Origin of the sequence: Agrobacterium sp. RC10-4-1, from assembly GCF_014138475.1 — a bacterium.
GTDB classification, from domain to species: Bacteria; Pseudomonadota; Alphaproteobacteria; order Rhizobiales; family Rhizobiaceae; genus Agrobacterium; species Agrobacterium pusense.
Genome location: NZ_JACJIT010000005.1, coordinates 238,288 through 258,914 on the forward strand (window position 1 = coordinate 238,288; position 20,627 = coordinate 258,914).

Genomic DNA, 20,627 nt, shown 5'->3' on the forward strand with positions numbered 1-20,627 from the left:
CACATATCACCTGCGTTGTAACAAATGCGGCGCGCTTTGCGATCAGGAAAACCGCTTTTGCCGAATTTTCCGAAACCCTGCTGGCGCGACCACGGTTTCGGCGGCGCATCGCAATGCCGCGTAATGTCTCCGCAATTGTGCCCACGTAGCGTTCTCCTCAACGAAACCCGACTCCCCGGTTTTCAAACACGCGGTGCTGCAACGGATATGATCATGAAACAGATTTTTACAATGAAATGGCAAAAGAGCCTGTGCGCCATGGCGCTTTGCCTGACGGCGCTGCCGGTGGCACAAGCGGTCTACGCGCCGGTTTTCGCCGCCGATATCGGCAAATCGGACCGCATGGCCGATCCGCAGGCCGGTTTCGATAATTCCCGCTACAGCAGTTCCAGCGACTGGAAAATCACGCTCGGTGTCGGCGCCGCCTATGCCCCGAAATATGAGGGGTCGGACAAGCTGGAGGCCGGCGCCGTGCCGCTGGTCTCCGTCGCCTATGGGGACATGTTGAGCATTGATTTCAGCGGCGTCACCGTCAACCTGCTGAACAGCAATGGCTTCCGGCTGGGAGTGAAAGGCGGCTGGGAGCCCGGGCGCAAGGAAAAGGACGACAGGAAAAACCTGCGCGGGATGGGCGATATCAAGGCAGGCGGCGTCATTGGCGGCGTTATCGCCTATGACGCTGAACCCTTCGAAATCTACGCCAAGGTCGACAAGACCATCAATGGCAGCGAGGGCCTGACAGCCTCGATCGGCGCCAGCGTTTCCCATAAGGTCGACCAGTTCATCCTCGGAGCGGACCTCTCCGCCACCTGGGCTGACGACAAGCACATGAAATCCTATTTCGGTGTGACCTCGGCGCAATCCGCCCGTTCGGGCCTGCGTCGCTTCGACGCCAAATCCGGCTTCAAGCGCGTCGACGCCAGCGCCTCCGTCACCTACCTGATGACCGAGAACTGGTCGATCACCGGCACCGGAGGCGTCGGTTTCCTGCTGGGCGATGCCAAGGACAGCCCGCTGTCCAAAAAAGATATCCAGCCGTTTGCAATGGTGGGCCTGGCCTACACATTCTAACGCGAGGATTGTCGTCTGGCGGGGCACAACTCCCCGCCGGAATACACTCGCCGGCTCTCTTCAGCGGCTATTGTCTGGAAAAACCATGGAGACTGTCAGCCCCGGGCAGGCGGTGTTGGAGGCGTCGGTGTCCGAAAGCTCCAGCGACCCGCCATGCAGTTCCATCACCGCCTCCACCAGCGACAGGCCAAGGCCCGTGCCGGGCTTGGAGCGGCTTTCATCCAACCGCACGAAGCGTTTCAGCACCTCGCCGCGCTTGTCGGCAGGAATACCGGGACCATTATCGGCAACGGAAAGCAGGATTGCGCCAGGGGCCTTTGCCAGACGAACGACGAGTTTTTTGTCACCCTCGCCTTCGCAGGCATATTTCATGGCGTTGTCTATAAGGTTCGAAAGCGCCTGGCCGATCAATTCACGGTTGCCCTTGACGACGAGGCCCTGTTCGATTTCGGTTTCCAGCGCGAGCCCCGCATCCTCGGCCACCGGCTCGTAGAGTTCGGCGCTGTCTTCGGCAATCGCCGAGACGTCCACTTCAGTCATTTCGGCGGCGATGGAACCGGCCTCTACACGGGAAATCATCAGCAGCGCATTGAAAGTGCGGATGAGCTGGTCGGACTCGGCGATAATGCCTTCAAGGGCTGCGCGGCGTTTCGTTTCGTCATCATCGTCCAGTGCCGCGGCGGCCTTGTTGCGCAAGCGCGTCAGCGGCGTCTTCAGGTCATGGGCGATATTGTCGGAAACCTGCCGCAGGCCTTCATTCAGCTTCTCGATGCGGCCAAGCATGGCGTTAAGCGAGCCGGACAGCCTGTCGAACTCATCGCCGGAGCGGCCCTGCGGCAGACGCTGCGAAAGGTCGCCGGCCATGATCTTCTTGGTTGCCGCCGACATGCGGTCGATGCGTTTCAGTGCATTGCGGCCGATGCCGAACCAGATCAGCAGGGCGCCGCCGCTCATGATGGCGAGCGCCACCATCAGGGCATTCCGCACCAGGGCGCGGAATTTGGTCGGCTCGCCGAGGTCGCGGCCGATCAGGATGCGCAGCCCGTTGTCCAGAACGAAAACATTGGCCGTGGCAAGATGCTGCACGCTGTCGCCGCTCTCGGAATAACGCTCATAACGGAAGGGAAAGCCGGTCCAGCCTTCCTTGTCGAAAACACCGGGCTGCACGGAGGCGACGTTGCCGGCCAGAATTTCACCATTCGGCCCGGCGATGATGTAAAGGCTCGCTCCCGGCTGGCGGGCACGGCGCTCCATCATCCTCAGCAGCGGATTGATACCGCCGCGATTATAGATGCGCTGCACATCCGAGACTTCCTGCAGCACAGCGTCACGCGTCTGCTGGTTCAGCAGCCTTTCGGAAAGCGCAGTGACATAAAAAACAAGGAACGCCGCGCAGAGCGCAAACAGCAGGATATAGAGCGCCGAAAGGCGCACCGCTGTCGACCTGAACAATATTCTGAGGCGGGCCATTTTCGGCAATCAGCCCTCGTCCTTCATCATGTAGCCCGCACCGCGAATGGTCTTCAGCAGCGGCTTCTCGAAGTCCTTCTCAATCTTCGAGCGCAGGCGGGAAACATGCACGTCGATGACATTGGTCTGCGGATCGAAATGGTAATCCCAGACATTTTCGAGAAGCATCGTGCGGGTCACCACCTGGCCGGCATTCTTCATCAGATATTCCAGCAGGCGAAATTCGCGCGGCTGAAGGAGGATTTCCTTGCCACCCCGGCGCACATCGTGGGACAGGCGGTCCAACTCGAGATCGCCGACGCGATAGATCATGTCCTGCTCGGGCTTGCCCTTGCGGCGGCCAAGCACTTCGATACGGGCGAGCAGTTCGGAGAAGGCATAGGGTTTCGGCAGATAATCGTCACCGCCGGCACGCAGGCCGGTCACGCGGTCATCCACCTGCCCCAGCGCCGAAAGGATAAGAACCGGCGTCTCGATGCCGCGGCGGCGCAGTTCGCTGATGACGGAAAGCCCGTCGCGGCGCGGCAACATGCGGTCGATCACCATGACGTCGTAGACATTCTCGCAGCCCATGAACAGGCCGCTTTCACCATCGCTGGCGTGGTCGGCGACGATCCCGGCTTCGCGGAACGCCTTGGTCATATAGGCCGCAGCCTCGAGGTCGTCTTCAATGACAAGAATCTTCATGTGCGGGACAATAGCGCCCTCGCCCTTTTCCGCACAACCGGAAACAGATGCGACAGACATTTCCTGAACCTTGTTTTCCATGAGGTTTCCTCCGCGATACTGCCTGGACCGGCATTGCAGGTCCTTTCTTCTCCCCGCCGGGGAAGGGTCGGATGAGGGGGCAAGCGCGCAGTCTATCGCTACCCTTGCCACCTCATCCCGCCGCCGCGACCTTCTCCCCCTCGGGGAGAAGAAACAAGTGGCACGCGCTCATTCCATATGTTCTGCCTCGTCCTATAGGCGAGACACATTCCTTAGCGACGCCGGCTCCCGAAAGAACCGGCATCGCCTTTCAGCCTATCAACCCTGGTCGATATCCAGAGCGATGAAGCGGCTGCCGTCATCCGTCTGGATCTGGAACAGCGCCTTGGAGCGTCCGTCTTTCTTCGCCTGCTCGAGGATCTTCTCGATATCGGCGGCGGATGCGACCTGCTGGTTGTTGACCGAGGTGATCTTCTCACCCGTCTTCAGGCCACGGGCAGCGGCATCGCTGTCAGGGTCGACATCGGTGATGGCAAGCCCGTTGCCGTCATCGGCGGGGGCCACCGTAAGGCCGAGGCTGGACAGCACCTTCTCGCTGGAAGACTGACCGCCCTTGTCGTCGTTCTGGCTCGGGGTCGCCTTGGAGGCATCGTCGCTGGCGAGATCACCGAGCGTCACCGTGACCGACTGAGACTTGCCACCGCGCCACAGCGAGATTTCCACCTTGCTGTTCGGCGCGATGCCGCCGATGCGGCGTGACAGGTCGCGGGCATCCTTGACGGGTTCGCCGTTGACGGCGGTGATGATGTCACCCTGCTTGATGCCTGCCTTGTCGCCCGGCGAGCCGGACTGCGGCGAAACGACCAGAGCGCCCTTGGCTTCGGAAAGGCCGAGCGATTCGGCGATGTCCTTGCTGACGGGCTGGATCTGCACGCCGAGCCAGCCGCGCTCTACCTTGCCGTCCTTCTGCAGGTCGGCGATCACGTCCTTGGCGACCGATGCCGGAATGGCGAAGGCGATGCCGACATTGCCGCCCGAGGGCGAGAAGATGGCGGTGTTGATGCCAACCACTTCACCGTTGAGGTTGAAGGCGGGACCGCCCGAGTTGCCGCGGTTCACGGCGGCGTCGATCTGCAGGTAGTCGTCATAGGGGCCGGAGCCGATATCACGGCCACGGGCCGAGATAATGCCGGAAGTCACCGTGCCGCCAAGGCCGAAGGGGTTGCCAACGGCGACGACCCAGTCACCGACGCGGATCTTGCTGTCATCGGCAAACTGAACGTAGGTGAACTTGCGGTTCACATCGACCTTGAGGAGTGCCAGATCGGTGCGCGGATCGCGGCCGACGAGCTTGGCGTCGAGTTCGGTGCCGTCATTCATCACGATCGTATAGGCGGAGCCGTCATCGACGACGTGGTTGTTGGTGACGATGTAACCATCTTCGGAAATGAAGAAGCCGGAGCCCTGAGCGACGGGGCGCAGCGGACCCTTGCCGTCACGGTGGCGATTGGGGCCGCGGTCGGAGCGATCCTGGTTCGGGCCGCCGAATTCCTTGAAGAAGCGCTTGAGCGGATGGTCATCCGGAAGCTGGTCAAGGCCACGGCCACCGAAATTAAAGGAGAAATTGCTGGAATCATCGGAAGCGGGCTGCACGTTCGACTGAACGCGAACGGAGACGACGGCGGGCGATACCGCATCGACCACGTTGGCGAAGCTCGGAACCTGCGGCGCAGTCACCTCGACGGGGGCCGCAAAAGAGTGGAGGATAGGTGCGGCAATGCCGGTGGAAAGCATCAGCGCCGCAAGGCCGCCAACCGTCGTGGCCTTCAGGGCTGTCTTCAGCGAGGAATGGCCGTTTTGCGAATGAGACATGGTGTACCTTCTTTCTTCATTCAGACTGGAACCCGTGTGACCGGGGAAGCGGTGGATGATGAAGATATAGGAGGCGACACCTTACGGCGAAGTGTCTGAGGAATGAAAAATCCGTAATGTTGAGAAAGAACCGTGGGAAAAAATGAAAAACAGTTATTTTTCAATGAGGTTGCGAATTCTTTCTTCTTCATCCGCGCTCAGTTTTTGTGGCTGTTCAAGGGTGGCGCGGCGACGCGAAAAGACGAAGACGGCGAAAATTCCCACAAGGGTGAGGCCGATGGGTGCGCCCCACAAAAGCACGGTGCGCAGGCTGAGGCGCGGTTTGAGAAGCACGAATTCGCCATAGCGCGACACGACATAGTCGATGACCGCCTTGTCGCTGTCACCCTCGACCAGCCGTTCGCGCACCAGAACGCGCAGGTCACGCGCCAGTTCGGCGTTGCTGTCATCGATCGACTGGTTCTGGCATACCATGCAGCGAAGCTGGGAGGTGAGGTTGCGGGCTCGCTGTTCGAGCACGGGGTCCTTGAGGACTTCATCCGGGTTGAAGGCGGAAGCGGGAGATGCTGAGACAAGCACAGCGAAGAGAAGCAGAAAACCCGCCAGCATCCGAGGCAATCCCGAAAGAGTGCGGCGCATTTCTTCTCCCCGCCGGGGAGAAGGAGGCCCGAAGGGTCGGATGAGGGGGCCCACGCCAGCCATAACTCTCAGTGTATGCGGCTTCCCCCTCATCGCCTCGCTTTGCTCGGCACTTCTCCCCGTGGGGGAGAAGAAACCTGCCGCACGCTCCACACTCATTCCGCCGCCTCCGGCATTGCAGCCCGCACCGGCTTCGCCTTGCGATTCGGCGCCCCCACTCTCAATCGCCTGTCCGAGAGAGAAATGAACCCGCCCGCCATCATGAACAGCGTGCCGCCCCAGATGCACAGGATGAAGGGTTTCCACCAGATGCGCACCACCATGCCGCCATCGGCCATGGGGTCACCAAGCGAGACATAGAGCTGGCTGAGACCGAAGGTCAGGATGCCGGCTTCCGTCGTCGGCATGCGCCGGGCCGTGTAAAGCCGCTTGGACGACCAGACATCCGCAACTTCCACGCCTGCCTTGCGCACGGTGAAATGGCCGCGATCCTCGGTGAAGTTCGGTCCGACGGCGTGGCGGATGCCGTCGAAGGTCAGGCTGTAGCCGCCCGCTTCCGCCGCCATGCCCTCTTTCATTTCCAGCACTGTCTCGGTCTCATAGGTGGTGACGATGACGATGCCGAGAACGGTGATTCCAAGACCCATATGCGCCAGCGCCGTACCGAAGGCCGAGCGCGGCAGGCCTTTGAGGCGGCGAAACGCAATACCGAAAGCGAGCTTGCCGAAATTGGCGCGATACCAGAGATCGGCAAATGCGCCGAGGATCAGCCAGAAACCGGCAGCGATGCCGAGTGCGGCCAGTACCGGGCCGCCATTTTCAATGTACCAGAGCGTCAGTCCCGCCAGAGCGGCAAGCGCTGCCGCCACATAGAGCCGCTGGAATGCGCCCAGGAGATCGCCGCGTTTCCAGGCGAGCATCGGCCCAAACGGGGTGACGATCAGGATCGGGATCATCAGGAGGCCGAAGGTGAGATTGAAGAAAGGCGCGCCGACCGAGATTTTTTCGCCTGTCAGCGTTTCCAGAATGAGCGGATAGAGCGTGCCGATCAGCACGGTCGCGGTGGAGACCGTCAGGATCAGGTTGTTGAGAACCAGCGATCCCTCACGCGAAATCGGCGCAAATAGCCCGCCGGCCTTGAGCGACGGCGCACGCCATGCAAAGAGCGCGAAGGCGCCGCCGATGAAGACGGTCAGAATGCCGAGAATGAAGATGCCGCGGCTCGGATCGGTGGCGAAGGCATGCACGGAGGTGAGAACACCGGAGCGAACGAGGAAGGTGCCGAGCAGCGAGAGCGAAAAGGTCATGATCGCCAGAAGCACGGTCCAGATTTTCAGCGCCTCGCGCTTTTCCATGACCAGCGCCGAATGCAGCAGCGCGGTGCCGGCAAGCCACGGCATGAAGGAGGCGTTTTCCACTGGGTCCCAGAACCACCAGCCGCCCCAGCCGAGTTCGTAATAGGCCCAGTAGGAACCCATGGAGATGCCCGCGGTCAGGAAGGTCCAGGCGGCGAGCGTCCATGGCCGCACCCACCGCGCCCAGGCGGCATCGATACGGCCTTCCAGCAATGCGGCAACGGCGAAGGAGAAGCAGACGGAAAAGCCGACATAACCGAGGTAAAGCAGCGGTGGATGAATGGCGAGGCCGAAATCCTGAAGGATGGGGTTCAGATCCTGCCCTTCGGCCGGCACCGGCTCCAGCCGCAGAAACGGATTGGAGGTGAGCAGGATGAACAGCAGGAAGGCGACGGAAATCCATGCCTGCACGGCAAGAACATTGGCTTTGAGCGTTTCAGGCAGGTTGCGGCCGAAGGTGGCGACGAGCGCGCTGAAAAACACGAGGATGAGCAGCCAAAGCAGCATGGAGCCTTCGTGATTGCCCCATACACCGGTCAGCTTGTAGATCATCGGCATCAGCGAATGGGAGTTTTCCCAGACGTTGCGCACGGAAAAATCCGAGACGGCATAGGCCCGCGTCAGCGCCGCAAAGGACAAACCAACAAGCAGGAACATCAGCACCGAGCCGAGCGAAGCGATGTCCATCAGCGCCCGGTCGTTGCGGCGCGCGCCGATGACCGGCAGCGTGGACACGATCAGCCCCACGCCAAGCGCCAGGACCAGAACGTAATGGCCGATCTCGTTGATCATTTGGTTGCTCCGGTCTTGTCAGTCGAAGCCGTGCCGGCGGCCGGCGTTGCGGCCGCGGGTTTCTCTCCCTCTGCGCCTTGCTGCCACAGACCCTTGTCCTTCAGCCGGTCGGCAACTTCCTTCGGCATGTAGTTCTCGTCGTGTTTGGCAAGCACGCTGTCGGCCACGAAACCGTGGGTCGCGGCATCGAACATGCCTTCGGTCACCACGCCCTGCCCTTCGCGGAAGAGATCGGGCAGGATGCCGGTATAGCTGACCGGCACGGTCGCTTCGCCATCCGTCACCGTGAAGCTCACCGTGCGGCCCTCGCCGCGCTTGATCGACCCTTCCGCCACCAGCCCGCCAAGGCGGATGCGCGTGCCGGGGTTGACGGGCGTTTTTTCCAGATCGGCCGGCATGTAGAAATAGGCGATGGACTGGCCGAAGGCGAACATGACCAGCAGCACGGCCGCCACGATGAAGCTCATGCCGCCGCCGATGATCGCGAGTCGTTTCTGTTTGCGGGTCATTGTGTCACTCCCTGCGGCGCGGCATCCTGTTTCCCGTTCATGCGGATCGGTCCGGCGGAAACGCCGAGTTCCTTCGCCAGCGCCAGAAGCTGCCTGCCCTGCTCACCCTCCGGCGGAAAAGCTTTCAGCCCCGCCCGCAGCGCCTCTCCGGCCTTGGCTTCGTTCTTCAGCACGGAATAGGCACGCACGAGCCGCATCCACCCTTCGAAATCGGCCGGGTTATCCTTCAGCTTGGCGTCAAGGCTCGCCACCATACCTTCAATCATCGCCTGCCGGTCGGTCGCCGTCATGTCTTTTGCCGCCGCCATGTCCTCGGCCGTCGGGCCGGGTGCGGCAGGTTTCGTTTCGCCGCCAGTCCGGGCAATATGCTCGCGCACCAGGGGCAGCCATGGCGCGCCAGCCGGGGCGTCTGCCGCCAGCTGAGTGAAGGCCGCGCGTGCTTCCTCCGCCTTGCCGGCCTGTTCCAGCGACAGCGCGAGATAGAAGCGGGCACGCGGGTTGCCGGGTTTAAGCTTTTCCGCCTCGGCAAATGCATCCCGCGCCGCCTCGATGACGATACCGTCATTGCCGGCCACGAGCGTTTCGCCAAGGCCCGTCAATCGTTCGGCGCTCGGGCCCAGAATGCGAAGCGCATTGCGATAGGCGAGCTCGGCGTCGCCAAGCCGCTGCATCTTGAAATAGATCGGCGCCAGAATTTCCCATCCCGCGCCATCATCCGGGTTCTGCGCCAGATGCCTTTCGGCCCTTGCGACCAGCAGATTCATGTCGTTGCCGGGCTTTTCAAGGCGTGCCTCGAGCGGCATGTCCGGTACCTCCGGACTGCCGTTCCAGATGTAGAGACAGAGACCCAGCGCCGGCAACAGAATGGTGATCAGGCTGGCGGCGAGATTGTGCCGGCGCGGCCGGGTTTCTTTGCCGGGTTGCTCTTCCGCTTCGGCGGCGGCAAGCAGACGGCGGCCGATTTCGGCGCGGGCATAATCCGCCTCGGTCTGCCCGATCAGGCCGGCGGCGCGTTCGCGGTCCAGTTCGGCCAGCTGGTCACGATAAACGGCAACCTCACCGTCACGGCGCGTCTGCGGCGCCTCGGTCTTCCGCATCAGCGGGTACATCAGGACGATGGCAACAGCCGCCGTCAATATCGCAACGACAATCCAGAACATAAGGCTCAATTACTCGAATGCGCGGCACATGGAAACATGAAGCGCAGGGATGACGCGAATTTGAGACATCACGCCGCACCGCAGGCCCTTCCCCCGGCTGCACCGCCATGCCTCTCTTGTCATCGCAAAGGGCCAGTGACCTTGATTTGCGTCAAACCGGTTATGTCAGCGGCGACCAGCTTCCATCGGCATTGCGGCAGGCTGCGCCACGCGCCCGGGTTTCGCGTCCGTCTACCGTCAGGGTGTGCGAATATTGCCGGCAGTTCTGGTTGCCAACCTGATAGGGCGCATTGGCGACCACCTGGCCCTTGGCGTCATCGCCCGTCCAGATGACAGGCGTGCCGACCGGGGCCGTTTCCAGCGCCTTATATTCGGCCTCCAGCGCCTTTGTCTGGTCACCCCTGTCAAGCTGCACGCCGCTTCGCCCGACAATGCCGCCTTCCAGATTGGCAAGGAAGGGCGTGGAGGGCTGTGACGAACGGCCGAAAAGACCGCCGCCTGCCGGGCGGGTGCCCGTGGTGGTGCAGGCGCTCAGCATGGAAACGCACAGGATCGAGAGAAGTGCCGGGCGTGACACCAGCGAACGCATCGTCACGGAGCGGCAGCCATCATACACGTCAACCAAACCCTGTCCTCTTTCCTACCGCATTGCATCAATATACCAGCGTTGAATTTCTTGCCTTTTTTCTCGGCTCACGCAAGCTCTTTCGAAAGGCCGGGCAAAATCAGATCTGCCTTCAACCCGCCGATGGCGCTGCGCGACAGCGAAAAGCGGCCATGGTACTCTGACACCACCTCTGAAACGATCGACAATCCGAGGCCCGTGCCGGGGCGGCTCTCATCCAATCGCCGCCCACGCTTCATCGCTTCGCTGATCTGTTCCGGCTCAAGTCCCGGCCCATCATCCTCCACCGTCAGCTCCACCCAGGCGCGACGGGCGATTTCGGCGTCGGAGGATGGGTGCGTGCCGGTCGCCAGCGTAATGACCACACGCGTCTGTGCAAAACGCGCGGCATTTTCGAGAAGATTGCCGACGACCTCTTCCAGATCCTGCTGCTCCATGCCGAGTACCGCGCCGGGTTGCTCGAAATTCAGCACGAACTGCTTGTCGGGGTTCAGGCGGCGCATGACACGCACCAGCCGTTCCAGCGCCGGTTCGGCCTCCACGCGGGCAAGGATGGAGCCGCGCTGGGCGGCGATGCGGGCGCGGGAGAGATAGGATTGCACCTGCGCCTGCATGGCGTCCGCCTGAGCGCGCACAAGGTCGCCGTGCTGCGGATCGAGCGTGCGGGCTTCGTTCAGGAGAACTGCAATCGGCGTCTTCAGTGAATGGGCGAGATTGCCGACCTGCATACGGGCGCGCTCGACGAGCCTTCGATTGCTGTCGATCAGCGCATTGACCTCATTGGCAAGCGGCTGGATTTCGCGCGGGAATTCACCTTCGAGGCTTTCCGCCTCTCCGCCCCTGATCTTGCCAAGTGCGACGCGAGCCTGATCGAGCGGCCGCAGACTGTAGAGAATCGCAAGACCGTTCACGACGAGGCTGCCGACACCAAAGACGGCCAGAGCCAGATAAAGGCTGTTGGAAAAGTCGCGGACATCGTCTTCCACGACGTTCAGATTGCCGGAGACACGGAAACGCGCTGCACGCCCCTCGCCATCCAGCACGACTTCGGTTTCCGCCACCCGCACCTGATTGCCGGCCTCGTCGGTGACGGCATAAAAGCGCTCGTAGCGGTTGTCGAAGGGGGCATCGAGAATGCTCGGCACCGGAAGGGTGGAAACGCCGAGCGAGGAAGAGACCAGCGGCGCGGTCTGGAAATTTCCGAGCGGCTCGACAACCCAGTACCAGCCGGTATCGGGCTGCGAAAAGCGCAGATCGCCAAGCTGCGGGCTGCCGGCCAACGTATTCTCGTTGGAAATCGTCACGGAATTGATGACGTTATAGAGCTGTGCCCTGAGAAGATCGGTGAAGCTGCGCTCCACGCCCTGGCGGTAAAGCGTCGATATCACGACGGCGATCACCACCAGCGCCAGCACCGACCAGAGCGAGGCGAGCAGCAGGACGCGGGCGGTGAGAGAATTACTTCGCATCTGCCGGCGCTTGCATCCGGTAACCGAGACCACGGATCGTCTCGATCAGATCAACCCCGAGCTTCTTGCGCAGACGTCCGACAAATACCTCGATCGTGTTGGAATCGCGGTCGAAATCCTGATCGTACATATGCTCGACCAGCTCCGTGCGCGATACGACCTCACCCATGTGATGCATGAGATAGGACAGGAGCCGGAACTCGTGCGAGGTGAGTTTCAGCGTCGTGCCGTTGACGGTCGCCTTGGAGGACTTTGTGTCGAGCCGAACCGGGCCGCAGACGAGTTCGGAAGAAGCGTGGCCGGCCGCGCGGCGGATGAGCGCGCGCACGCGGGCAAGAACTTCCTCGACATGGAAAGGCTTTGTCACATAGTCATCGGCGCCGGCGTCGATGCCCGCCACCTTGTCGCTCCAGCGGTCGCGGGCGGTCAGGATGAGAACAGGCATGGCCTTTCCGGCCGCGCGCCATTTTTCGACGACGGTGATGCCATCGAGTTGCGGCAGGCCGATATCAAGAACGATGGCGTCATAGGGCTCGGTGTCACCGAGATAATGGCCTTCCTCGCCATCGAATGCCTGATCGACGACATAACCGGCCTCCTTGAGGGCATCGGTCAGCTGACGATTGAGATTGGCATCGTCCTCAACAACGAGAATACGCATTGTCCGCCCTTTCCTGTGTCCCGGCCCGCGTGCGTGGCCGGTCATGCTAGATGTCTCGGATCGTTTTCCGATATTTCGGCGATGCGGGCAAGCTACATCGGCACGCGCATCGTCACCTTGCGCGGGCGCTCGCCATTTCCCTGGACGAGAACGGTGACGACACAGGACTGACCGTCGCCGGAAGGATAGACAGAAAGAAGCTGGCCGCCGGTTTCGCGTACAACGCGGGCCACGGCCGCGCCGCAGTCGCTGGCAGCGAGAATGTAGTGGCCCTGCAAATCAGCCTCGGGCGCCGTGAAACCGGAAAGCCCGGCTGCAAGCGTCGCGATGATGAGAGGTGATGCCATTCTACAAACTTCCACAAAAAAAACGGGTGCGTCTTGAACCGTATTGTGACCGAATATGTAGCGCAAAGCGTCTGAATGGCAAATGAATGCCGCCCCCGCAGCGGGAAGACGGAACGGGAGCGGCGCTTGCGCGGGCTGCGTCAGCGGATCGCACGGGTCGCCGAAAGGCGGCCGTAAAGCGCGATGAGACCGCCAATTCCGCCGGCCACGGTCATCAGGCCGTCGGCCAGCTCACCGTGAAGTCCGGCGGGCAGATCAAAGCCGGCAATGGTGAAAAGCGGGGCGAAGACCGCAATCAGCGCGCCCCATATCGTGCGGGATTGATACCACGGTTTGGTACTGTCCATCTTGTCGTCCTTTGCTTTGTTTTCAGGCATTTATGAAAGCGGGAGAACGGCCTGTGCCGCCACTCCCAGGGGCACCGCGCGGCCGAGCTGGCGGACTCGCACGGAAATGTGATCCCGCAGCGCCGGAAAATCTGTGAGTTCGGCTGTTGCTGGATAAAACCAGAAGGGTTCCGAGACGTCGGCGGTACGCCGCACCTCGTCGCCGTCCAGCACCTCCACCCGATAACGTTCGAAAGCTTCATCCAGCGGAATCTCGCTTGCGTCCCAGCCATCGGCGTCCATCCGCCCCCGGCGTTTCCAGCTGATGAGAACGCCATCCGTTTTTCGCAGCCCGCCAAGATGCACCGGCGCAAGCGGCGTCAGCGCCCGAAATCCGGCCTCGACGGAGAAAGGCCCGACCGGCGCGCCGGCCTGTTCCGCTGCCTCGACAATCCAGTTCATTCGCCGGCCACGCTCTCCGGCGAGCAGACCGAGCGGCTGTACCGCGGCATCCAGAACAACCACCGGCGCCCCTGCCGGCGCACCGATGGCCAACGCGTCTTCCGTGCCGGCAAGGCCGCGCAGGAGAACAGAAAGCCGCCAGCGCGACCGCGCGGTTTCCTCTGCCTTCGCGAAAGCGACGATTTCCCAGACACCATTCGCCGCCCTCACGGCGATGCGGTTCTCGCCGTTCAGCACCGAAAGCGGTTCGGCCGATGCAACTTCGCCGAAAGGCAGATCGAGCACGATGGTATTTGCACGGTCGAAGCGACCGGAGGGTCCAGGCTTCAACGGCATTACCAGCGTTGCGATCCTGGCCGGACGGTCTAGCACGACGCGCTGGCCGTATCCTTCCGTGCCTGATGAGGCCGAGACGACGATGTGCCGCCAGGGTTTCGCGAAGGCGGCAACTCGCGCCGACTGCTCGGCCGCCGCACCGTCCTGATACGGCAGATCGAGAAACAGCACTTCCGGCGCGAAACCCTCGCTGCCGCTTGCGCCACGGGCACGTCGCTCGTCCGCCACACCGGCAAAAGTTGACAAGGCCGGGGAAAAGGCCCGCGCTTCCACCTGCCGCACCGCGCCATCCTCGATACGGCTGACCATGAACCGACCTGCGGGCGCCTGCGGAAAGGCATCCGTTGAGAGACGGATGCAGTCACCCGGTTCCAGCGCAATCTGCCCCGGCGGCAGGGCAAAACGCAGGCTGCGCCGTGCCTGGCGGCTGTCGCGCAAGGCCGCCTCGATCGCCGCTTGCGCCGTTTCCGAAGATAGAGCGGCGTTGAGATCGAGCCGCATGACACGGCTGCCGGCATTCTCCACGCGCCGCGAACGCACGCTCGCCTGCTCGTACTCCAGCGCCGGGTTGAACGAGGTCAGAACGGCTTCCGCGGGGAAATCGCTGTCGTGGCCGCGATTTTCCGACCACAGCGGTTCACCCTCCAGATCGGCGAGAATGGAAAGATCCCGAACGGGCGTGACAGCCCCGTTGCGGGAGCGGAAACGCAGGGTACCTGCATCCTCCGCCACATCCAGCTGAAATGCCGCGATCAGCGGCTCCAGCAGGCTGCGGGCCGAAGTTACCTCGCCTTGCACATAACCGATGAGATCGCCGCTGATGGCGGAGACGTCGAAAGCGGAAAAGCCGTGATCCGTCAAAATGGCGGCGATGGTGTCGGCAAGCGTCGCCGTTCCCAGCCGGCCGTTAAGCCAGTGGCCCGTGCGCCAGTTACCGCCATCGCTCCACGTCGCACCGTTTTGCGGAAAAGCCGGGAAAGGCCGCGCATCCCAGGTCCACAGATAGATCCGGCTCGTATCCACCATCGCGGCATCGCCATTTTCCCAGTGCCCCAGATGCGCCTCCAGAAAACGCCGCTGCTGGCTGTCCGCCCTGCTTTTGCGGGAAAAATGGGGAAAGGCGTTTTCCGCCGATTTCGGATCAGGAAAGACATTGGGGCGTGTCGCGCTCTTGTCCACCGCCGGGCAGCCGAGTTCCGTGAACCAGATGGGCTTCGAGCCCGGCCTCCATACGGTCGGCGTGGTGCTCTCCTTCCCGCCGGGCCGATCGTAATGGAGATTTTCCCACCAGTTTCGAAGGTCCTTGTAGCGGAATACCCATGGCTTTGCCGTTGTGCCATCGGCAATGGGGGTTCGCCGCCGGGCCGTGCGGTCGGCTTCGCTTGCATAAAACCAGTCGAAACCCTCGCCAGCCGTAACGGCGCGGCGGAAGGCCACAGCGTCATCCGGGCCGGTCATGCCGTCAGGATTGCCGTTTGCGGCATCTTCGTCGCGCCAGTCGGAGAGCGGCATGTAATTGTCGATGCCAATGGCGTCGATGTCGGAACTCGCCCAGAGCGGATCGAGATGGAAGAACACGTCCCCAGAGCCGTCGGCCGGCTGGTGACCGAAATATTCGCTCCAGTCCGCAGCGTAGGTTAGTTTCGTCGCCCTTCCGACGACAGCCCGTACATCGCGCGCGAGCCGCACCAGCGCCTCCACGAAGGGAAAGGCGCCGTTGTCGTCGCGCAACCCCGTCAGCCCCCGCAGTTCGGAACCGATCAGGAAGGCGTCGACGCCTCCCGCTTTTACCGAGAGGTCGGCGTAATGCAGCACCATGCGTCGATAGCCCTCGGCGCGGGAACAGAAACGATCGATCTCCAGCCGCGCACCGGCGGTACGATCGGCCGATCCGGGCCTCCCGGGTGCGGGAAAGCAGGTGATGCGCCCCCGCCAGGCATAGGCGTCCTGTTCGGCCTTGCCATAGGGATCCGGCAGCCCGTTGCCCGCCGGCACGTCCATCATCACAAAGGGATAAAGGCAGACCTTCAGGCCCCGCGCCTTGAGGTCGGCTATCGCCTGCAGCACGCCTTCATCATTCGGCGTGCCGCCATAGGCGGGACCGCCATGATGATGGCTGACCGGATGCGCCCCGGCGCGTGTCAGGCCGGCAACGGACCACGGCGTCGTCTCGCCCTCCCGGTCCCCCACTTCAACACCCGGCAGGATGCGGCATTCGCCCGCCCGCATATCCGTGCCGAACCAGCTCACCACCAGCGCCACGCTTTGAAGAGCGGGGCAAAGCGCCTGCAATTCATCGATGGCAGCGCGCCAGTCCGTCTCGGCCGTCAGGCCGTTACGGTTCATCACGCGGCTTTCACCCATGCCCGTATGCTCGGAAACCGGCACCGTTGCGTAACCATGTTCGGTTGAGCCCGGAATGACGGTCACGGCGCGGATCGACTTCTCCAGCCCGCCGACCGGCCGCACCACCTCGAACTGCATGAGCGGAATGCGGTTGCCATAGGCTTCAAGCGGCAGGCGCTCGATGACGACATAAGCGAGGCCGCGAAAGGCGGGAGCATTGCCGCTCCCCTGTTTCGCCTCAATCAGCGGATCGGGCAATTGCGTTGCGCTGCCGGGATAAAAGCGCATCTCGATGCCGGTCAGGTCAATTTCGCGCCCATCGGCCCAGACGCGCCGCACGAGGGCCGCCTCCCCCTCGCAGAGACCGATGGCGAGATTGGCGAAATATCGATAGGTTTCCGTCCTTGGGCCACGGTTGCCTTTGCCACCACGTCTCTGCACGACACGGCTTTCTTCGAAACGTGTCGCCCAGATCAGGGTGCCGCCGATCCTCGCCGTACCGTAAAGCCGGTTTATCGCGGCGCCTTCATCCGCACCGGGAATACGCGCGGCCGAGAGCCGTGCCCCGGACACGGTACGACCGTCCGAAAGCAAGGCGCGATCCAAGGCGTTGCCAGCCAGCGCGCCGGCCGCACGCCCGATGATCGCTCCCACGGGCCCAAAAATACCGCCGAGCGCCGCACCTGCTGCCTGAAATAGTATGGTTGCCATGCCTGCCTCAAAAAATCTCAGGGATCGGGAAAGCGGAAAATGCCGGCGATGCGCCGTTTCCAGCATGGCACCAAGGCGGAACGCACCACCGCCGCCTGCTCATAAGCGTGGATGAAATGCCGGGATTCCGCGAGGATGCCGAGATGTTTGGCCGCCGCATCGGTCCGCCAGCGGAACAGCAGCAGGTCTCCGGGCTTTGCCTCGTCCAGGCCCGAAACGCTAGGAAAATGCCGTTGCACGGCCGCCATCAGCCGGTCCTCACCACAGCGCTCGGCCCAGTCAGGCGCATAGGGCGGCGGAAGTTCCGGTTCGCTGCCGTAGAGTTCGCGCCAGACGCCTCGGATCAGGCCGAGACAATCGCAGCCAACGCCCCTTAGCGACGCCTGATGCCGATAGGGTGTGCCGATCCACGGCTCGGCCAGCGCCAGCACCTTGTCTCCCGTCTCGCTCATGGGAACAAGGCCCCGCCGTCGTGGGTGTGACCGCCGCTGGCATAAGAATAGGCGAAATCCGCCCCTGGAAGATGGGGAAAGCCCCTGAAATTCAGCTGATTGGCGAATGTATGCCTGCATGTGGCGAAGCTCTTGTCGCAACCGGCCGTGACGGAAAAGCTGTCTCCCGGCAACGGCGCCTCATCCGGTGGAAGCCAGAAAGAAAGAAGCACGCCGCCATTGCGCTGCTCATGGCCATCGAGATCGAACCCGCGCCCGGCAAGCGGACCGGTGAGAAAACGCACCTTTCCCCCGTTGAAAAAACCATCCGGGAAAGCATCGAGCCCGGTTGCGACGAGATTGCCGGCCGCGTCCACCGCCACCACCCGGCCATTGCCGGTGAACCGCGCCAGAGCAACGCCGCAGCGTGCGTCTCCCAGCGCGGCATCGCAGCGCCGTCCATAAACCCGCCCCTGCGGCTGGCTGAGGCGATGGGCGAAACTGCGCAGCTCGGCGCGAAAGGACCCGCCCGCCCGGGCTACGTCGCCGATCTCGCGCAGGGAGAGAAGCACATGCTCTTCCGGAGCCTGCCAGTTGACGAGGTAAAGCTCCACTCTCGCTCCGTCGAAACGGCCGGCGGCAAGATCTTCTTCCGAAATCGCCTCGCTGGAAAAACCGCCTGCCACTTCACCTGCGCCGGCGCCGAGCCCGGTTTCGCTGTCATTATCGCTGGCCGAAAAACCGCTGGCGGCCAGAAAGGCCGTGCCGGCGAAGAAAAGCGCCTCGTCATGATCGGTGAAGCCGATTTCGGCGCCATCCTTCAACGTCACTTTCCAGCAATGGCAAGTGGTCGTGGCATCGCTTTCAAGATGCCCGGCAAGGGCGGGAGCGATCGTTTTCATGGCAGGATTTCCATCAGCGGAATGGCGGGAATTCGCCCGGCTTCGAAGGCGGTGAGGTTGATGTCGATGCGGTCGGTCGCGAACCGTACCGGTACATCGAATTCATATCCGGCACGGACCACCGAACCGGCGGGCGGAACCTTTCCGGAACCGAATGTCACCATACCGGTCGCGTAATCGCAGGACATATCCGAAGCGGATACGGGCACACCCTCGACCGATACGAGGACGGAGCCCTCGGCAGGCTTTTCCACCCGGCGGGTGAAGAAGCCACCCGCATCGGCATAGGTCTTGACCAGCTGAAACCGCACCGCGGCGCCATCACCCACGCCGATCCTCTGATCGGTCGATGCCGGCGTGTCTCCCGGCGGGCAGGATTTGAAGTCCATGGGATCGCGAAAACGAAAGCCGTAAAGCTCGCCGCGCCGCGCTTCGAAAAAGGCCAGCACCTCATAGAGATCGGTGAGCGAGCGGATGCCCGAGCCGGCGTCATAGGCACGCCTGGCATTTCGCCAGCGCTGATTGCGGCTTTCCCGCCCATTGGAAAGATTGACGATGTCGGTCCGTCTCACCGGCCCGCCGCTCACACCGAGCGCCAGCCGCAGCGGAAACCGCACTTCATGAAATGCCACCATGTCGTTGTTCCTGGATTCATTTCGCTGTTCGGGGTGTGCCGGCCGCAGGCCCTCATCCTTCGCGGTTTGTCCATGCTCGGCAGGCCGTTCGGGACAGGGACAAGGTCTGCATATTACAATCCACGCTGGCCGCGCCCGACGCTGCGCGCCAGCATTGCGGCAATCTGGCCTTCGCTTTTGCGGAAGCTTGCCGCATCCGTCGCCGTGACGTTGAAAATGATCTGGGACCCGCCGCCGGCGGAAGGCGCCGCAACACCGAGTGCACCATCCGGGCCGCGCTTCAGAGGCAATATGGCTTCCGCCCCTGCTTCTCCCATCAGGCCAAGCCCGCCGCCCATGGGAAAAAACGCCGGGCTGGAGACGACACCACCCTCGGCGAAAGGCGTGACGCTGCGCCCCGGCATCCCGCCGTCGGCGAAAGCGAAGAGCGAGCCGCCGCCGTTCAACAACCCGCCGACGGCATTGCCAATCATGGCCTCAAAGGGTTTGAGCCCGGCGGAGAGCGCGATGCCCGACAGCCGCTGCCCAAGGCCGCGCAGCACATCGTCCAGCCCTTTGCCGCCTGTCGTTGCCGCCTGCAGTGCAGACGTCAGCGCCGCTCCGAACCGTTCGGAGCGGCGTTCGAGATCGCCCATCACTTCGGACAGGGCTTCCGCCTCCTCCCGATTTTCCGCGATCGATCCTTCACCCGCCATCGTACCTGCCTTTCCGATTCAAACTGGAGCTTCAAGTGTTTGAATTAAAAGATTTTCACGAAGCGATGATCGGATGCGTCCCTGTCGGGAAAACGCCGCATCATCGCCTCCATCTCCTGTCGATCCGGGCCGTGTGAACCGGAGCGCACGCCGCCCGTCATGGCGAAAAACTCTCTGGGCGTCAGCCGCCAGAAAACTTCGGAAGAAAGCCGCAGCAGGCAGAAACCCGCATGGAGAACCGCATCCCAGGGAAAGGGGCGCGGCGTCGCATCGCCTGCTGCGGCATTCAGGGGTCCCGCGGCGTCTCCCCTTTCAAACCGCCGAAGGTGGCGGTCAGAAGTTCGGCGACGATGGCGGCATGGCCGGCAATGCCGCCCTCCACCGTGGCGCTGGCAACATCCTCATCCGAAAAAACATTGCCGGCGCCGCGCAACCCCGCGCCGATCACCCGGATCATGTCGGTGGCCTTCATGCGTCCGCTCGCAAAACGTTCGGCAAGCGCTGTCAGGTCATCGACTTCGAAGGCGGTTTCGAGCTCGGCAAGCGCGCCGAGCGTCAGGCACAATATGCGCCTCTCGCCGTCGAACAGCGCTTCGATCTCGCCGCGATGGCGGTTCGCCCGCCCATAACGCAACCCTTGCGGCATCACAGCGCTCCAAAGGTCAAAAGACCGGCCGATTCCAGCGCGATCTCAAATTGCACTTCGCCATCGTGACGGCCGGAATACTCCAGCGCCACGATCTGGAACGGCCCGATAATCGTGCCGAAATCGGGTATGACGATCTGCCAGCCGGGAATGGTGCCCGCGAAAAACGCGCCCCGCACGAGCGCATCGCTCGCCGCATCCTTGAATATGCCTGACGCCGTCAGCGCGGCCCTTTGCACGCCGGCACCCGCCAGCAACTCGCGCCAGCGCCCGACGCTTTCCCCATCGGTAACGTCCACCGCCTGGGCGTTAAAGGCCAGCCGCCGCGTTCTGAGCCCGGCAACAGTGACATATGTTCCGGCATTGTTGAATTTCAGCAGAAAATCCTTGCCCTTCTGCGCCACCATCCTGTTTCCTTCCGTTTCGATTGCGGTTGCAGGGTGTTGCGGGCCTGCGACC

At 62.6% G+C, this 20,627-nt stretch carries 21 protein-coding genes; 1 reads left to right on the plus strand and 20 read right to left on the minus strand.

The features are described from left to right. The first annotated feature begins 207 nt into the window (after positions 1 to 207). Positions 208 to 1,071 (plus strand): MipA/OmpV family protein, encoded by an 864-nt coding sequence (locus tag FHW77_RS15575; protein ID WP_006700327.1) that lies wholly within the window; start codon positions 208 to 210, stop codon positions 1,069 to 1,071. A gap of 60 nt (positions 1,072 to 1,131) precedes the next feature. On the opposite strand, the gene FHW77_RS15580 is transcribed toward FHW77_RS15575, so the two are convergent. From FHW77_RS15580 to FHW77_RS15675, 20 genes are all read right to left on the minus strand, one after another. Further along, positions 1,132 to 2,541 carry a sensor histidine kinase gene (locus FHW77_RS15580; RefSeq protein WP_034495866.1) on the minus strand — a complete coding sequence of 470 codons (1,410 nt, stop codon included), beginning with the start codon at positions 2,539 to 2,541 and terminating at the stop codon, positions 1,132 to 1,134. Positions 2,542 to 2,550: 9 nt separating this feature from the next. After that, a complete protein-coding gene (locus tag FHW77_RS15585; RefSeq protein WP_004440811.1) occupies positions 2,551 to 3,309 on the minus strand; it encodes a response regulator transcription factor in 759 nt (252 codons plus the stop codon). 258 nt (positions 3,310 to 3,567) lie between these two features. Next, the gene (locus FHW77_RS15590; RefSeq protein ID WP_004440808.1) at positions 3,568 to 5,121 is read right to left on the minus strand and encodes a Do family serine endopeptidase; all 1,554 of its coding nucleotides are present in this window, start codon (positions 5,119 to 5,121) and stop codon (positions 3,568 to 3,570) included. A gap of 153 nt (positions 5,122 to 5,274) precedes the next feature. Further along, entirely contained in the window at positions 5,275 to 5,730 is a 456-nt protein-coding gene (locus FHW77_RS15595) for a cytochrome c-type biogenesis protein (RefSeq protein WP_034495871.1), read from the minus strand. A 185-nt stretch (positions 5,731 to 5,915) separates the two neighbouring features. Beyond that, positions 5,916 to 7,907, minus strand: coding sequence for a heme lyase CcmF/NrfE family subunit (locus FHW77_RS15600; RefSeq protein WP_004440801.1), 1,992 nt, complete (start codon positions 7,905 to 7,907; stop codon positions 5,916 to 5,918). Next, positions 7,904 to 8,416, minus strand: coding sequence for a cytochrome c maturation protein CcmE (gene ccmE / locus FHW77_RS15605; protein ID WP_004440798.1), 513 nt, complete (start codon positions 8,414 to 8,416; stop codon positions 7,904 to 7,906). Before ccmE ends, FHW77_RS15600 begins: the two co-directional genes overlap by 4 nt. Further along, the gene (gene ccmI, locus FHW77_RS15610; protein WP_004440796.1) at positions 8,413 to 9,576 is read right to left on the minus strand and encodes a c-type cytochrome biogenesis protein CcmI; all 1,164 of its coding nucleotides are present in this window, start codon (positions 9,574 to 9,576) and stop codon (positions 8,413 to 8,415) included. The genes ccmE and ccmI overlap by 4 nt, the downstream gene beginning before the upstream one ends. A gap of 160 nt (positions 9,577 to 9,736) precedes the next feature. Next, positions 9,737 to 10,165 carry an RT0821/Lpp0805 family surface protein gene (locus tag FHW77_RS15615; protein WP_034496260.1) on the minus strand — a complete coding sequence of 143 codons (429 nt, stop codon included), beginning with the start codon at positions 10,163 to 10,165 and terminating at the stop codon, positions 9,737 to 9,739. A gap of 104 nt (positions 10,166 to 10,269) precedes the next feature. Then, positions 10,270 to 11,670: an ATP-binding protein gene (locus tag FHW77_RS15620; protein WP_004440792.1), complete on the minus strand. Its 1,401-nt coding sequence runs from the start codon at positions 11,668 to 11,670 to the stop codon at positions 10,270 to 10,272. Continuing rightward, on the minus strand, positions 11,660 to 12,331 hold the full coding sequence (locus tag FHW77_RS15625; protein ID WP_003509815.1) for a response regulator transcription factor: 672 nt from the start codon (positions 12,329 to 12,331) through the stop codon (positions 11,660 to 11,662). Before FHW77_RS15625 ends, FHW77_RS15620 begins: the two co-directional genes overlap by 11 nt. 92 nt (positions 12,332 to 12,423) lie before the next feature. Then, entirely contained in the window at positions 12,424 to 12,678 is a 255-nt protein-coding gene (locus tag FHW77_RS15630; protein ID WP_003497070.1) for a hypothetical protein, read from the minus strand. A 140-nt stretch (positions 12,679 to 12,818) separates the two neighbouring features. Further along, entirely contained in the window at positions 12,819 to 13,025 is a 207-nt protein-coding gene (locus FHW77_RS15635) for a hypothetical protein (RefSeq protein ID WP_004440775.1), read from the minus strand. Between the two features lie 30 nt (positions 13,026 to 13,055). After that, positions 13,056 to 16,859 carry a baseplate multidomain protein megatron gene (locus FHW77_RS15640; protein ID WP_034495879.1) on the minus strand — a complete coding sequence of 1,268 codons (3,804 nt, stop codon included), beginning with the start codon at positions 16,857 to 16,859 and terminating at the stop codon, positions 13,056 to 13,058. Between the two features lie 17 nt (positions 16,860 to 16,876). Next, a complete protein-coding gene (locus tag FHW77_RS15645) occupies positions 16,877 to 17,311 on the minus strand; it encodes a C40 family peptidase (RefSeq protein ID WP_004440770.1) in 435 nt (144 codons plus the stop codon). Beyond that, a complete protein-coding gene (locus FHW77_RS15650; RefSeq protein WP_004440768.1) occupies positions 17,308 to 18,192 on the minus strand; it encodes a phage/gene transfer agent baseplate hub protein in 885 nt (294 codons plus the stop codon). The genes FHW77_RS15645 and FHW77_RS15650 overlap by 4 nt, the downstream gene beginning before the upstream one ends. Next, entirely contained in the window at positions 18,189 to 18,827 is a 639-nt protein-coding gene (locus tag FHW77_RS15655) for a TIGR02217 family protein (protein ID WP_182590599.1), read from the minus strand. Before FHW77_RS15655 ends, FHW77_RS15650 begins: the two co-directional genes overlap by 4 nt. Positions 18,828 to 18,940: 113 nt before the next feature. Beyond that, positions 18,941 to 19,522, minus strand: a complete 582-nt coding sequence (locus FHW77_RS15660) for a phage tail tape measure protein (protein ID WP_004440761.1) — start codon at positions 19,520 to 19,522, stop codon at positions 18,941 to 18,943. A 44-nt stretch (positions 19,523 to 19,566) separates the two neighbouring features. Beyond that, entirely contained in the window at positions 19,567 to 19,812 is a 246-nt protein-coding gene (locus FHW77_RS15665; RefSeq protein WP_072494180.1) for a rcc01693 family protein, read from the minus strand. After that, on the minus strand, positions 19,809 to 20,168 hold the full coding sequence (locus FHW77_RS15670) for a gene transfer agent family protein (RefSeq protein WP_004440758.1): 360 nt from the start codon (positions 20,166 to 20,168) through the stop codon (positions 19,809 to 19,811). The genes FHW77_RS15665 and FHW77_RS15670 overlap by 4 nt, the downstream gene beginning before the upstream one ends. After that, a complete protein-coding gene (locus FHW77_RS15675; RefSeq protein WP_004440755.1) occupies positions 20,168 to 20,575 on the minus strand; it encodes a phage major tail protein, TP901-1 family in 408 nt (135 codons plus the stop codon). Before FHW77_RS15675 ends, FHW77_RS15670 begins: the two co-directional genes overlap by 1 nt. Positions 20,576 to 20,627: the final 52 nt, after the last annotated feature.

Excerpts from the sequence above, each read along its gene's own strand:
- FHW77_RS15575 (WP_006700327.1), top strand. The coding sequence starts at position 208 with ATGATCATGAAACAGATTTTTACAATGAAATGGCAAAAGAGCCTGTGC.
- FHW77_RS15580 (WP_034495866.1), bottom strand. The coding sequence starts at position 2,541 with ATGGCCCGCCTCAGAATATTGTTCAGGTCGACAGCGGTGCGCCTTTCG.
- FHW77_RS15585 (WP_004440811.1), bottom strand. The coding sequence starts at position 3,309 with ATGGAAAACAAGGTTCAGGAAATGTCTGTCGCATCTGTTTCCGGTTGT.
- FHW77_RS15590 (WP_004440808.1), bottom strand. The coding sequence starts at position 5,121 with ATGTCTCATTCGCAAAACGGCCATTCCTCGCTGAAGACAGCCCTGAAG.
- FHW77_RS15595 (WP_034495871.1), bottom strand. The coding sequence starts at position 5,730 with ATGCTGGCGGGTTTTCTGCTTCTCTTCGCTGTGCTTGTCTCAGCATCT.
- FHW77_RS15600 (WP_004440801.1), bottom strand. The coding sequence starts at position 7,907 with ATGATCAACGAGATCGGCCATTACGTTCTGGTCCTGGCGCTTGGCGTG.
- ccmE (WP_004440798.1), bottom strand. The coding sequence starts at position 8,416 with ATGACCCGCAAACAGAAACGACTCGCGATCATCGGCGGCGGCATGAGC.
- ccmI (WP_004440796.1), bottom strand. The coding sequence starts at position 9,576 with ATGTTCTGGATTGTCGTTGCGATATTGACGGCGGCTGTTGCCATCGTC.
- FHW77_RS15615 (WP_034496260.1), bottom strand. The coding sequence starts at position 10,165 with ATGCGTTCGCTGGTGTCACGCCCGGCACTTCTCTCGATCCTGTGCGTT.
- FHW77_RS15620 (WP_004440792.1), bottom strand. The coding sequence starts at position 11,670 with ATGCGAAGTAATTCTCTCACCGCCCGCGTCCTGCTGCTCGCCTCGCTC.
- FHW77_RS15625 (WP_003509815.1), bottom strand. The coding sequence starts at position 12,331 with ATGCGTATTCTCGTTGTTGAGGACGATGCCAATCTCAATCGTCAGCTG.
- FHW77_RS15630 (WP_003497070.1), bottom strand. The coding sequence starts at position 12,678 with ATGGCATCACCTCTCATCATCGCGACGCTTGCAGCCGGGCTTTCCGGT.
- FHW77_RS15635 (WP_004440775.1), bottom strand. The coding sequence starts at position 13,025 with ATGGACAGTACCAAACCGTGGTATCAATCCCGCACGATATGGGGCGCG.
- FHW77_RS15640 (WP_034495879.1), bottom strand. The coding sequence starts at position 16,859 with ATGGCAACCATACTATTTCAGGCAGCAGGTGCGGCGCTCGGCGGTATT.
- FHW77_RS15645 (WP_004440770.1), bottom strand. The coding sequence starts at position 17,311 with ATGAGCGAGACGGGAGACAAGGTGCTGGCGCTGGCCGAGCCGTGGATC.
- FHW77_RS15650 (WP_004440768.1), bottom strand. The coding sequence starts at position 18,192 with ATGAAAACGATCGCTCCCGCCCTTGCCGGGCATCTTGAAAGCGATGCC.
- FHW77_RS15655 (WP_182590599.1), bottom strand. The coding sequence starts at position 18,827 with ATGGTGGCATTTCATGAAGTGCGGTTTCCGCTGCGGCTGGCGCTCGGT.
- FHW77_RS15660 (WP_004440761.1), bottom strand. The coding sequence starts at position 19,522 with ATGGCGGGTGAAGGATCGATCGCGGAAAATCGGGAGGAGGCGGAAGCC.
- FHW77_RS15670 (WP_004440758.1), bottom strand. The coding sequence starts at position 20,168 with ATGCCGCAAGGGTTGCGTTATGGGCGGGCGAACCGCCATCGCGGCGAG.
- FHW77_RS15675 (WP_004440755.1), bottom strand. The coding sequence starts at position 20,575 with ATGGTGGCGCAGAAGGGCAAGGATTTTCTGCTGAAATTCAACAATGCC.